Source organism: Pseudarthrobacter sulfonivorans (genome assembly GCF_031454915.1).
Lineage (GTDB): Bacteria > Actinomycetota > Actinomycetes > Actinomycetales > Micrococcaceae > Arthrobacter > Arthrobacter sulfonivorans_C.
On sequence record NZ_JAVDRS010000009.1, the window covers coordinates 106,364 to 119,506 of the forward strand.

Here is a 13,143-nt window from a genome sequence, read left to right on the forward strand (position 1 = left end):
GGAGCGTAGCACCGTGCCGAGAGACCTTTGCGGGAAAAACCGGGATCTTAATGCATCCTTAACGCCTGCGCGACGCGTTCATTGTGACCTCACCCCGAGGCGGGAAGCCAACGCAGGTAGGAGGCGGTGCGGCCAATCCCGTGCGCGCTGTAAGACGGGCCGGGCGCCACCGTTAAGGCCGGATCAAGTCACGGGTGGCGGTTTTCTTGGTAGACGTCAGGGATCCCGTCCTGATCAGTATCGAGGGTTTCTTCCGCCTCCACGGCACGGTACTGGCGGTTCCGGGCGCCCAACACTGCCGTCGCCAGGAGGGCAGCCAGCAGCGACGCGGCGAGGATTCCGACCTTGGCGTGGTCATCGTGGGCGCTGCCTTGTCCGAAGCTGAGCTCCGCCACGAGGAGCGAAACAGTGAAGCCGATCCCGGCCAAAAGGGACACCCCGAACACGTCTATCCATTTCAAGGACCGGTCCAGGGACGCTCGCGTGGCCTTTGTGAGGAGCCAGGTGGTGCCCAGGATCCCGGCCGGTTTGCCCAGCACCAATGCCACGATGATGCCGATGGTTACTGGGTCGGTCACGGCCGAGACGAGACCGTCCCAGCCGCCCACGGCCACACCGGCGGAGAAGAAGGCAAAGACCGGGACGGCGATGCCGGCGGAAATCGGCCGGAACCGGTGTTCGAAGACCTCTGCGAGGCCAGGACCGGCAGAGGGTCCGCCGCTGGCGTGGGACCGGATCACCGGGATGGCGAACCCCAGCAGTACACCGGCGACGGTGGCATGAATACCGGAGGAATGCACCAAGGCCCAGGTGAGCACACCCAAAGGTAGAAGGATCAGCCACGCCGTGGCGGGTCTGGTGCCGAAGAACCGGCGATACTTCTGGGCCAGGAAGGTGTAAAAGGCTAGCGGAAGGAGGGCCAGCAGCAGCGGCCCCGCCTGGATGTCGGACGAATAGAACACCGCGATGATGCTGATGGCCAGAAGGTCATCGACCACGGCCAATGTCAGCAGGAAGATCCGCAGCGCACTGGGCAGGTGCGAGCCGATGATCGCCAGCACAGCCACGGCGAAAGCTATGTCCGTTGCCGTCGGGATAGCCCAGCCCCGCAGGGTCTCAGGACTGGTGAGATTGATCAGCGCGTAGATAACGGCAGGGACTGCCACACCTCCGACGGCCGCCGCGATGGGCACCACGGATTTACTGAATTGGCGAAGGTCGCCGGCGACGAACTCACGTTTGAGTTCCAGCCCCACGAGGAAGAAGAAGATCGCCAACAATCCGTCAGCAGCCCACGCCCCCAGACTGAGTTCCAGATGCCAGGGCTCGTAACCGATGCGGAAGTCGCGCAACGCGAAGTAGCTATCGGAAATCGGGGAGTTCGCCCAGACCAGGGCAATCACCGCTGCGGCGACCAACAAAATGCCGCCCACGGTTTCCTTGCGCAGGATCTCGCCGATGCGCAGCACTTCGCCGTAGCTTCCCCGTCCCAAAACGGCGGAACGCGGAGGAACAGACGGATTCTTGCTCATGTGGGTGTCCTAAAGATTGGGTCGACAAAATAAATGCCGACCAGACTTCCCGGCTCACCTCCAGCAAGTCTACCCGCTCACATAGCCCACGGACTGGCAGGCATTCCAGACCTTCGCCGGAGGCGCATGCCGCGGTAACGACCGGGTAACGGCCTCTGTCTATCGTGGGGACCGACGGCCAGGCAAGACATGACGGCGTTTCATGGCGACCTGCCGAGGTGCAAGACAGCCAACTTGCCCGATCATCTGAGCTGCAGAATTCTGCCAACCACGGGAGTTGCAATGAGGGACCGACCGCTACCGCTGACGATGCCAACAACAAGATCATCCCGCATGGAATTGCGGCACCGCGGACCGTGGAGTGGGCTACGTTGACCGGATGGCCCCAGCCGGATGAACGGGCCGGCACCATCACGCTCGTCCTCGATCAGCCCAGCACCCTTGGTCCCAAGGACGACCTCCGCGACGGATTGTCCGCGATCGCTTGCCAGGGCGACCACCTCTGGGTCGCCAACGACGAGTCGACCAGCCTCGAACGGCTCACCACGGAGGGGGACCAGGCCCGCGCCCATCAAAGCGTCGATCTCAGCAGGTTCCTCGAGTTGCCCGGGGAGGGCGAGATCGACATCGAAGGCCTCGACGTCGCGGGGGACACGCTGTGGCTACTCGGGTCGCACAGCTCGGTCCGGAAGCGGGTCAAGAACGAACATAGCCCTGACCAGGCCCGGAAAGCCCTGGCGAAAGTCGAGGTCAGCCAGCGTCGGCAGGTACTGGCCCGGGTCGCCACCACAACACTCCTTGAGGAGGGCGGCAGCCGGAACGGTGAGCGGCAACGCCTCCCTGTGTTCGGCCCTGCTGGAGGCAGCGGCGGGGGCTTGTTGGAACTCCTGGCTGATGACCCCCACCTTGAAGGCTTCATACGGTCACAGTCGATCCCGGGCAAGGACAACGGGATCGACTGTGAGGGTCTCGCGGTGACGGGCGACCAGGTGTTCATCGGCCTGCGCGGGCCGGTGCTGCGCGGGTGGGCGGTGATTATCGAGCTCAGGGTTGGCGGCGGGCCAGGCATCGAGCCGCAGCCGATCAGTCCCGAAGGGCGCCTCTACCGCAAGCACTTCCTCGACCTGCGCGGCCTGGGTGTGCGTGATCTGTGCCGTCACGGAGAGGACCTGCTCGTCCTGGCCGGACCCACCATGGAGCTCGACGGCCGCACCGCCGTGTTCCGCTGGCGCCACGCGCTGACGACGCAAACCGAAGCCGTCCTGCCCAGGGACGTCCTGAAATGCGAAATAGAAGTGCCGTTCGGAAAGGGCGAGGACCGGGCCGAGGGAATCACAGTGCTCGGGGACGGCCGGTCACTGGTGGTGTATGACACGCCAGCGGACGAACGCAAGACCGGAGACCACGGCGTCCGGGCCGATGCCTTCGATCTGAGGGAGTAGGATCCGTGCGGCCCGATCACGTTCCCGCGCTCGCCGACGACTTCAGGCCTGCTCATGTCCGGCGAAATGGAGGAAAATATACCTAAGCCATTCGGAAACAGAGCCTTCCCTCTGGCGATAACGACGCTGTAACGCCGTCAGGCGTTTAATACCCGTGTGCGCAATTATTTCAGGAGGATCGAAGCACTCGTTTTTGGGGATCCTCCCGTGGCCTGAGCCGGCCTCAAAACGTGGGCGGCCAGAAATGTGATGGTGCGAGATGAACGCCTATAGCCGCCGCCACATAACAGCCTTCGTCTGGGCGGTGATTCTGACAATGCTTCTGTCTGCGTGTATGACGGCAGGCGGCGACACAGTTCCCAGCAGTTCCGGCGCTTCTCAAGGCAATGGGCAGAGCGAAGCCAGCGGAGGATCGACCGGCCCCGGCGGCTCTGGCTCTGATGGGAAAAGTCAGCCGCAAGGCCCGGGGCAACCACCCGGCCCAGCAGCCCCGGGGCAGCCGCCTGCCCCCGAGGACCCCGGCCAACCGCCTGCTCCGCCGCCGGGACCGCCGGCCCCCAACCAGCCACCTGTCCCGGAGACTGTAGTACTCGAATGGTTGCCGATAGGCCCGGTCGGGCGGGGAGATCCGGTCTGGTACGTGAACCTGAAGAACCTGGACTGCCAGTCGCTCGAAGATTTTTCCGAACCTTTGAGCACCATGCAGGCAGCGGCAAAAACGATCTGCCTGGGTTTGAAGGGCGATCAGGCTGCCTGGGAGAAGGGGGCCTCTGCCCTGGGCGCGATGCCCCTGCCACCCTCGGACTGCTGGTCCGTAGCCGCCTACGAGGTGCTCGGCAAAGTCGCCGCTGTCCGGAGGCAGAAGCCAGACGCGCTCGTGGAACTTGCTCCCCGACCCGGCACCGCCTGCCCTCCAGAACTCCAGGGCCTGGAGGATGACGAGGGCTCGCCGCCCTTCCTGGTGTGCCCCGGCCATGCGATCGTCCTGGTGGGGAACGTCACCGGTCTCCCCGCTGGCACCGTTCGTTCAGTAAAGGTGGGAACAACAACGGCGCCTGTGCAGCAGCGGCAGAGCTCCACGAACAACGACTACCCCCTTGAGTTTTACTTCTTGGCGCCGCCCCTTTCGGCAGGGGACCCGACGACGGCCAACGTTAGTATTGCCGACGCCGATTGGGTGGTTAGGGGAACTGCCTCTTTTGAGTACGCAGCTGACCAGAGCACATGTCCGCCGACCCCGGGCGCCGTACCGTGACAAAGACCAGCGAGGACGAGCGTTCCTCATGGTCGCGCGCCCTGGGCGTGATTTCCGCTATCGGCCCGCCTGTCACGGTTGCGACGGCCCTGCTGTTCTACTTCGGCTGGGCACGTGCGGAAGCCCAGGCAGCTCAAATGGGCCTGAACGTCAGCTTGTTTGGGTACGGTGTGCAGGACTACCTCCTGATCAGCATCAACGCGCTCTTCCTGCCGCTGGTCTGCATCCTGGCGGCCAGCGTCGTCTGGCTGGCCCTTGACCGCTGGCTGCGCCGCCGGATCCAGGAGAGCCGCAGCCGGGCTGTCATCGTCCGGGCTTCCGGCATTGGCGCCGTGTTCAGCGGGCTTCTCGTGGGCGTGAGCCTGGTGCTGGCGGTAATGGAGCCTGCCCGGACAGCACTCTTCACGCCATACTTGATGGCCTTGGGCGTGCTGGTGGCTACCTGGTGCATCCACCTGCGCCGTCTTGGCCGGGATGGCGAACGGCCGGCCCTCACCACCGAGCAGCGGGCTGTGGAAACCACGCTGATCCTGAGCATCGTGACACTGCTGCTTTTCTGGGGTACCGCCGACTACGCCCAGGCGCTGGGCCGGCGCTTGGCTCTGAACTACGAGCAGGGAGTCCAGTTCATGCCCAGGGCGGAGGTCTATTCGCTAAAGCCTTTGGGCATCGGCTCAGGTGCGGTCACGGAAGTGAAAGTGGGTAGCGGGGATGCAGCGCTTTACCGGTACGACGGGCTACGCCTGCTGGTGCTCAGCGGTGGACGATTCTTCTTCCTGCACGACGGCTGGACACCGCGTGATGGAACGGTCATTGTCCTCCCGGACAACAATTCCGTCCGTATTGAGTTCAAGAGGTAATAGCGGACTGTTGGTTGTAGAACCTCGGTGGGCTACGGTGCCGGGAGGTCCAGCTCAGAAGTCCTTGGTCCGGGGAGTGACTGCTATTCGGATTAAGGCTTTAGCTCCAAGCAGCCGCCGCGCAATGGAGGGAACGCGGACTTCGCCGACCCACATGTCCTTGACGTCCGGCTCCACGTCCACAAGAGCCTCTTCGCCTTCTTCCCTTGGTTTCCAGAGGCGGACGGGCCTGGCGAGGGTACTTGTCCAGGCCGCCCACGCCTTCGGAAGCTCGGATTCCCCATCTCCTGGCAAGATGTCGACCACGAGCGCGTCTTCCCAGTCAGCCGTCTGCTCCAGGTGGTCCCGCATATCGATGCTGGACTCCCCATGATCCGAGTCGGTCTTGTCGTCGTCTTTTTCCCGGATCGACATGAGCCGAAGGTTCAGGACATGACGCAGTGTGGAAACTCTGTTTCCGTCCTCATCCAGGGGCCGCGGCGCCTTCGAGGACAGGAAAGTAGTCAGCAGGGGCCTGGGGTGATCGACCGGATGTTCGCCCTGTTCCAACCGCTCCACGAGGACCGGGCAGTGGTGGGCTGCGGTCTGTTCGTGTACCAGCACCGGCAGGCCTCGGATCGCCAGCCCCATGTCCAGTTGGAACTCCAGATCAGAGTCGTCCTGATGGCCGACGTCGGCGTTGATCAGATCCAAGGTGACCTGAAGGTCCCCGAACAGGAAGCGGTATAGGTTTTGGTAGCCCTCCTCTGAGTTGACGATGCCGTATCTTCCGCTGTGGCTGCGATGGACGATTGCAGAGTGGGCCTTCTCGATCACCGCGTTCTCAAGCTGGACCAGCCCGTCGCTCTTGGCTCCTACTGCCCGGGAGGAAAGCCCGAACAGCTCCTTGTAGTCTCCTGGATTCGACCCGGCAAGGCAGAAGATTTTCGATACGGAATACCCGTCCTCGGGGATTACGGTGCCTTTGAAGCGGCGGCGCGGCTCCTGATCCTTTTGGAAATCCGGCGTGAGGTACTCGTACATCCGGTCAGGTCCAAAGACGTCTGCGCCAAAGAGTCCGGTGAAGTCGCGGAGGCGCTCGAGGAAACCGCCGCCTACGGCAAACCGGATTCCCCCGTGGGGCGTGGCATACGTGAAGAGGCTGGCGACGTACTTCTCCCCGGCCCGCGGGTTATGCCCGCCCTGTTCGTCGACGTCGGCTTCGGGGATGACACGCTGAAGCAGGCAACGGCAGATGAGCCCGCCCATGGAGTGGGCTACGAGGAAGACCTTCGGGGCGCCTGTTTTGAGCCGGACAAGCTTGATCAGGCCGAACAGATTTATGGCTGCCTGCTCCAGGGAAAACTTCTCCGGGTCGTCTTCAATGCTTGAAGCTGAGACATCGTAGAAACGGTGGATCCAGATTGTGGCCGCGGGAATGTCCTTATCCGTGGCCTGATCCAGATATCTCTTCTGGTCTCCATGCACCCGCACTTCGTAATTCATGTCCGACATTAGCCGCAGCATCGGGGATTCGAACTGGTGGAATGTCGGATCGCCCCTACGGTTGGCTCGAACATGGACCGAGCCGGTGCTGAAGCCGTAGAACGGGTCTTCTATGGCACCCTCTATGGCGCCGCCGGCAAAACCCCGGACATAGATGATGGGGAGCCTGACGTCGTCCTGTTCATAGCTCATGGTCCTGGGCCTTTCGTTCATAAGCAAGCAGCGCCAGACCGGGTGCGCCGGTCGCAGAACGCCCCCTTCCGGCGATTGCAGCACTATGCCCGTTACGCCGGCGTTACTGGGCTTGAGGGCCTGTCTTTGGCTAGGCGTAGGGTGGAACGTGGACGATAGGAGCATTTCATGAAGAAAATCCTCATGGTATTGACCAGCGTTTCCGAGATCGGCGATACGGGAGAAAAGACCGGCTACAACGTGGCCGAGGCTGCACATCCCTGGAAGGTCTTCAAGGATTCCGGGCATTTCGTCGACTTCGCATCCATCAAGGGCGGACAGCCCCCGCGCGACGAGGTGGACTCAAAAGATCCCATCCAGGTTGCCTTCACGGAGGACGAAACCACGCGCGCCGGGCTCTACAACACAGCCCGCGTCGACGTGGTTGATCCCGGCCAGTACGATGCCGTCTACCTTGTGGGAGGCCACGGCACCATGTGGGACTTCCCGGACAGCGAGGGCTTGCAAAACCTCGTAGCCAGTATCTACAACGCCGGCGGCTTGGTGGGCGCGGTCTGCCATGGACCGGCCGGCCTGCTGAACGTGGAACTGGCCAACGGGCTGCGGCTCGTCGAGGGCAGGAAAGTCGCCGCCTTCACCAATGAAGAGGAGGTTGCCGCAGGCAAGGACAAGGTCATCCCGTTCTTCTTGGCAGACCGGCTTGTGGAGCAGGGCGCCACCCACGTCGCGGCTGGTGTCTTTGAGGAAAAGGTGGTGGTTGACGACCGGCTGGTGACCGGCCAGAACCCGGCCTCAGCCGCCGGCGTGGCCAAGGAGATGGAGAAGCTCTTCGCTGAAGTCATCCACCAGGAAAAGGCTGAGGAGCAGCACGAGGCGGAGGCGGTACGCGCCGGAAAGGACGCCGAGAAGAACGCCAGGAAGGCTGCTGCGGCAGGCACCGAGCACTAGTCTTAGGCGCGCAAGAGCGATCTGTTCACCACCCGGCCGTGCCCGGGCCGCCCTTGAACGGACCAACGATCTGCCCGGTGATCCAACCGCCATAGAAGTCACCATCCTGCGAGGTCACCTGCTCGCCGTTGACCTCGCAGGAGTCCGTGCGGCCGGGGTACAGGGCCACGCGGGTGCTGAGCGCCTCGAAACCGCGGGTGGGTTCCGGGTAGGTCCACCCGGCACGGGGAACGACGACACCGCCGGCAACAACGTCGAAGTAGTGCGCTTCTCCCTTGAACTCGCAGAAGCTGGTGCCCTCGACCGGGACGAGAACATCGGCAGGGAATGCGTCCAGTGGCAAATAGTAGACAGGCGGATGGCTCGTCTCCAGGACCCGCACTGCATCGGTGGTGTCGGCAATCACCTGCCCGCCCACGCGCACGATGACCCGTTCGGATCGTGGCTCGACCCTTGGTGGGCGCGGGTAGTCCCACACCGATTCCTGACCGGCCTTGGGTTTGATGGGCTGGGGACGCCGAAAGGCCGAAACACCGTGGGCAGGGGTCATGTCCCAATGCTCCCTGGTCCGGCGCCAGAACGTGGTCCCGGTGCAGACGTTCCCTCTTGTTGACGCGCTGCCCTGTCGAGTGCTTCCAACACGTGCGCGTTGTTTGCCGCGTCCGTGAGATCGTAGCGGAGCGGCGTACCGTTCAGGACGCTGTCGGCGAAGTGTTCGCCCATCCGTACGAAGTGGTTTTCGCCCCTGACCTTGTGATAGATCGTGTCCTGCCCGAAGTGATGCTCCTCCAGGACCGAATCCTCTTCCAAGAGCCCAAAAGGATTGTCGAGATAGAGCCTGCCCTCGGTTCCCGTGAGTTCCAAAAAGTTGCGGCGCTCGAGGTTCACTCCCGTATCAAAAAGCGCGGTGGCGCTGCCGGGAAAGCGCAGCATGCCCGCAATGCTGGTGTCGATTCGACCTCCGTCGCTGGCATCGCGGTAGTTGCCAAAGGCGGCGATGTGAACCGGCTCCTGAGCCGTGACCATCCGGCTCATGTTGACGCAGTAGCAACCCGTATCGAAAAGTGCGCCGCCGCCGAGCCCGGCATACCAGCGGATGTTGTCGTCTTCACCCGCATCAAAGGAGTGACCGACATGGATAAATGTCAGTTTGCCCACCGCATTGGCCGCGAGCAGCTCTTGCAGCTTCTCGAAACGCGGGTGAAAACGGTACATGAAGCCTTCCAGGACTTTGAGCCCGGTCTCGTCGGACCTGCGTCTGATCTCCGCGCACTCGGCCGCGCTCATGGCCAAAGGTTTTTCACAGAGGACGTGCTTACCTGCGTCCAGGGATTTTAGAATCCACTCAAGGTGCAGTGCGTTCGGCAGCGCAATGTAGACAGCGTCGATGTCCGAGGAAGCGAGCAGCGCCTGATAGGAGCCAAACGACTGTGGGATGCCGTGCTTGTCGGCGTACTCCCTGGCCTTTTCCTCGGTGCGGGAAGCGATGCCCACGACCTCACCGTTATTCGTTTCCTGCAACGCCGGAATTGTCTTGCGGACGATACGGGCGGTGCCCAGGACGCCCCAACGCAATTTCACGCTCATTGAACTCTCCTTTTTTACAAAACCTACCGCGCCTGGGAAGTGTTGTGCGTCTCATGCACGCGCGTCATGTGACCGACGCCCCGGCGTTTCATCCCCTCGAGGGGCGGGGTCCAGGCTGCCGATCTTGAACCCGGGGCCAGAGGACAGAGGGCCGGGCGCACCTCACCACGTCACAGTTCCGGCGGCGCCGTCCACCGTGATGTTCTGGCCATCGCGCAGCCGTGTGGTGGCATCCGCGACACCCACCACTGCGGGGATACCGTACTCCCGGGCCACCACCGCTCCGTGCGATATGACTCCGCCCATCTCCATCACCACGGCGCCCGCCGTCATGAAAAGCGGCGTCCAGCCGGGATCAGTGGAGGGGGCCACCAGAATTTCCCCGGGTTCCAGGTGGGCGCCCACCGGATCCATAATGACCCTGACCTTTCCGGTGGCGGTGCCCGCAGAGGCAGGCGTCCCCGTGAGGCGTTCCGAGGCAGCCGGTGGGGGCATCACGGCGGCCTCGACGTCTGTGCCGTCCGAGAGCAGAAGGCGCGGAATGCGCCGCCGCCTGAGTTCGACGTCGTACAGCCGACGGCGGCCGGCGACGATTCCCTTCAGGTCCGCACCGCGGAGGCCCACACGCAGTTCTTCGAAATCCAGGAAGAACACGTCACCGGCTGCGTCGAGGGCTCCGTTTTCGACCAGTTCGGCGCCGACCTCCCTGAGCTGCCGGTGCATCTCCGCGAGCACCAGCACGATATAGAACTTGGGCAATTCCCGCAGGCCGGCGAGCTGCCGTGTCCGGCGCAAACACAACGACACCAGGTGCCCCCGCAACCGGCTTTTCGCCCGGGCCCGCGCCACTAACTCCCTGATCCGGGCCTCCGCATGGTCAGCGGCCCCGGCGAATTGGCGGTCCGGCGCCTGGCCGGGATCTTCCACGCGGAGATAGTTCGAGATCATTCCGAGGAGGTGGTCCGGTTCCTCGAACCACCTCGGCATCCCCAAATCGATCTCCGCCACGGCCCGGTGACCGTACTTTGACAGGAAAGCCCGCAGCCCGGACTGGGCAGCGGCGGGCAGCGTCCCCGCCCTGTAGCGGGAAGCCAGCTCTTCAGGCTTCAGTTCCGTGAACGCGCGGCGGGCCTCAGGATCCCTGCCCAGGGACTCGGTCAGGTGCCACAGCTCCAAATCCATCATGGTGGTCACGTTGTGGGGAAGCCCGCGAAGGACAGCCTCAAGTTCACGCGGCTTGGCAATTCCACGCAGCAACCGCCGGGCCGCGGCCAGCATCAGGTATCCCACGGAGGGAGCCGGCAGTGTGGCCTGGATCAACCCGTTGACGGTGGTGGCCAGGATGTCCGCAGTGTGCTGGAGGCGCCTGGCCGCAGTGGCCGGCAGGCGCAGGGCCAACGCGGCTGCGAGCTGGTCCTGATACCGCCGCGCCCTCCGCAGTTCCCGTTCCGGCCACAACAGGGCCCGGGCCATGGAGGGAATGAGCCCTACAAACAGGCCCAGGCTCTGGGTGCCTTCAGCGCCCTTGGATTGCGTCCGGGCGGAGGCGGTATTGCCCTTGCGGCCGGATTCATTCCGAGGACGCCGGACAACACTGAACCGCGGATCTTCCAGGAGAGCGGGGAGAACCGCGGCTGACCGACCGTCCGCGAGCGGCAGCATCCTCACCAATGCCTTGCGGCCGGATTTGTTGCGGATGAGCGGCGTCAGTTCGATGTACATCCGCAATCCCGGGTTCACGTATTTCCACGGTCCTTTGTTGCCCCTCATGAGGCCCAGGACGGAGAGTCCCATCGGCGTGATGGGGCGCGTGAGGCCCTGGAGCAGCGTGCCGCACAGGTAAACGCGCGTATCACCGCCGGAGGCTGCGTCAGCCGTGCCGTCGGTGCCGGTTTGCCCGCCGAGCGGATCGTCATCCGGCAGCGGGTACAGCGTGGTGATGGGCCGCGACTGGGTCAGCCAGGCCTTGCCGGCGTCGTCGATCACCCATTCCACATCCTGGGGGACTCTGAAAAGCCGCTGGGCGCGGTCCCCGAGGGATGTCAGCTCGCGAAGCTGCGGCACGGTCAGGCTGGGCGCCCCGCCCTGAGTCTGCTGCAGGATCCGGCCCGATGCCGTCTCCACCACGAAATGGTCCGGGTTCACCGCGCCGGACACCACCGCCTGTCCCGGCCCTTGACTGGCATCGATGACTGTCTGGGTCCGTGTGCCTGTCACCGGATTGGCCGTGAAGAGCACGCCGGCCGTGTCTGCGCGGACCATGCGTTGAACGACGACGGCGAGGCCCACCTCACGGTGACTGATCCCGTTCGTTGTGCGGTAGGCAACCGCCCGGTCCGTCCAGAGGGACGCCCAGCAGCGCCGGACGGCCTCAACAACGGCGTCGGCTCCCACCACGTCCATAAAGGAGTCCTGCTGCCCTGCGAAACTGGCAAAGGGCAGGTCTTCGGCGGTGGCGGACGAACGCACCGCCACTGGCCCGCTGCCCATCGTTGCATAGGCATCGCGGATGGCGGCCTCGACGTCGGGTGGTACCGGCGCTGCCGCCATCATCTCGCGGCCACGCCACGAGAGCCCGTTCCGGTCTGGTTCCTGCAGTCCGCCGGCGACGTCCACGCTTTCCGCTCCGTCCAGGCGGGCGGCGATGGCGTCCATTTCCGTGGGTGCGGCCTGCCGGTAGGCGGCCGTGGTCAGGCAGAAACCCGGCGGAACCGGAAAGTCCGCAGCGGCAAGCCGGCCGAGGTTGACGGCCTTCCCGCCCGCTGTGGCCAGCGACGCCGATGCCAGCTGGCTGAAATCAACCACGAGGCCCATTTCGACACGGCCCCGCTCCGGACCGGGATTTACTGAAGCCATGTCCTGCTCCTAGCCGTTGTCCGCACCTTCCTCGATGGCGGTGGACGCTGATGCGGATCACGCTAGTCCCGACGGCGGGCGGGGCAAAGGGGCGAAATGCCCTACTTTGCGCCAGTACGCTCGACACGAGGATAACGATCGCGGAAGCTGGAGAACATGCCCCGAACCCGAGGGGGAGAGTCTGTGCTCTCCCGAGCCGTCCGCATCGTAGAAGCCTTCGGGCCGGGCGATACGGCATTGACCGTCACAGAGATTGCGCGCCGGTCCGGTCTGCACATTGCCACGGCCTCCCGGCTGGTGGAGGAACTGGGCAGCTTCGGCTGGCTCCAGCGCGACGAGGAGCGCAAGGTGCGGATTGGGGTCCGCATGTGGGAAGTAGTTTCCCGGGCGTCTCCAACACTGAGTCTGCGGGAAGCAGCGTTGCCTGTCATGGAAGACCTGCATGCCATTGTTGGCCAGCACATCCAGCTCGGACTTATGGAAGGCGATGAGGTGCTCTTCGTGGAACGTCTGACCGCGCCGGGGGCGGTCATTAACTACACGCGTGTCGCCGGCCGGCTGCCCCTTCACGCCTCGTCCTCCGGGCTGCTTCTGCTGGCCTACGCCCCGCCCGCGCAACAGGAGCGCATCATGGCCCGGCCTCTGGAGGTTTTCACCGAAAAGACGATCAGCACTTCCTCGCAGTTGAGGTCTGCCTTGGCGGAGGTGCGCCGGCAGGGGTATGCACTGCTCGCCGGCCACCTCCACCCGGATGCCACCGGCGTTGCCGTGCCCGTCCGGGACCCTGCGGGCAAGGTGGTGGCTGCCCTGGCAATCATTGTGCCCAACGACGACACGGCACGGTCCCGCATCGCCGTCCTTCAGGCCGCCTCGGGCGCCGTTTCCCGGGCAATGAAGTACCCGGCACCGCCAAACCCCTAGTCCGCTCCGCGCTTTCCTCTCAACCATTGAGAATCGCATAGTTACGGGCGTCACTTCCAAGCCAG

At 64.1% G+C, this 13,143-nt stretch carries 10 protein-coding genes; 5 read left to right on the forward strand and 5 right to left on the reverse strand.

Annotated features, from left to right (window positions below; genetic code table 11):
• Window positions 1–188: 188 nt before the first annotated feature.
• Window positions 189–1,532, reverse strand: a complete 1,344-nt coding sequence (nhaA, locus tag J2808_RS18425; protein ID WP_309819540.1) for a Na+/H+ antiporter NhaA — start codon at window positions 1,530–1,532, stop codon at window positions 189–191.
• A 371-nt stretch (window positions 1,533–1,903) separates the two neighbouring features.
• On the opposite strand from nhaA, the gene J2808_RS18430 reads away from it, so the two are divergent.
• From J2808_RS18430 to J2808_RS18440, 3 genes are all read left to right on the forward strand, one after another.
• Window positions 1,904–2,974, forward strand: coding sequence for a DUF3616 domain-containing protein (locus J2808_RS18430; protein ID WP_309819542.1), 1,071 nt, complete (start codon window positions 1,904–1,906; stop codon window positions 2,972–2,974).
• Window positions 2,975–3,614: 640 nt separating this feature from the next.
• A complete protein-coding gene (locus J2808_RS18435; RefSeq protein ID WP_309819544.1) occupies window positions 3,615–4,229 on the forward strand; it encodes a hypothetical protein in 615 nt (204 codons plus the stop codon).
• Window positions 4,226–5,089: a hypothetical protein gene (locus tag J2808_RS18440; protein WP_309819546.1), complete on the forward strand. Its 864-nt coding sequence runs from the start codon at window positions 4,226–4,228 to the stop codon at window positions 5,087–5,089. The genes J2808_RS18435 and J2808_RS18440 overlap by 4 nt, the downstream gene beginning before the upstream one ends.
• 54 nt (window positions 5,090–5,143) lie before the next feature.
• Here J2808_RS18440 and J2808_RS18445 read toward each other — a convergent pair whose 3' ends face one another.
• Window positions 5,144–6,766, reverse strand: a complete 1,623-nt coding sequence (locus J2808_RS18445) for an esterase/lipase family protein (RefSeq protein WP_309819548.1) — start codon at window positions 6,764–6,766, stop codon at window positions 5,144–5,146.
• A 168-nt stretch (window positions 6,767–6,934) separates the two neighbouring features.
• Here J2808_RS18445 and J2808_RS18450 point away from each other — a divergent pair, with 168 nt between their 5' ends.
• Window positions 6,935–7,714 (forward strand): type 1 glutamine amidotransferase domain-containing protein, encoded by a 780-nt coding sequence (locus tag J2808_RS18450; protein WP_309819550.1) that lies wholly within the window; start codon window positions 6,935–6,937, stop codon window positions 7,712–7,714.
• A 25-nt stretch (window positions 7,715–7,739) separates the two neighbouring features.
• On the opposite strand, the gene J2808_RS18455 is transcribed toward J2808_RS18450, so the two are convergent.
• The 3 genes from J2808_RS18455 to J2808_RS18465 form a co-directional block, all read right to left on the reverse strand.
• Entirely contained in the window at window positions 7,740–8,264 is a 525-nt protein-coding gene (locus tag J2808_RS18455; protein ID WP_309819552.1) for a DUF427 domain-containing protein, read from the reverse strand.
• Window positions 8,261–9,301, reverse strand: a complete 1,041-nt coding sequence (locus J2808_RS18460; protein WP_309819554.1) for a Gfo/Idh/MocA family protein — start codon at window positions 9,299–9,301, stop codon at window positions 8,261–8,263. Before J2808_RS18460 ends, J2808_RS18455 begins: the two co-directional genes overlap by 4 nt.
• A 162-nt stretch (window positions 9,302–9,463) precedes the next feature.
• Window positions 9,464–12,157 carry a PEP/pyruvate-binding domain-containing protein gene (locus J2808_RS18465; RefSeq protein WP_309819556.1) on the reverse strand — a complete coding sequence of 898 codons (2,694 nt, stop codon included), beginning with the start codon at window positions 12,155–12,157 and terminating at the stop codon, window positions 9,464–9,466.
• A gap of 183 nt (window positions 12,158–12,340) precedes the next feature.
• Between J2808_RS18465 and J2808_RS18470 the strand changes: the two genes are divergently transcribed.
• On the forward strand, window positions 12,341–13,078 hold the full coding sequence (locus J2808_RS18470; protein WP_309819559.1) for an IclR family transcriptional regulator: 738 nt from the start codon (window positions 12,341–12,343) through the stop codon (window positions 13,076–13,078).
• Window positions 13,079–13,143 lie beyond the last annotated feature (65 nt).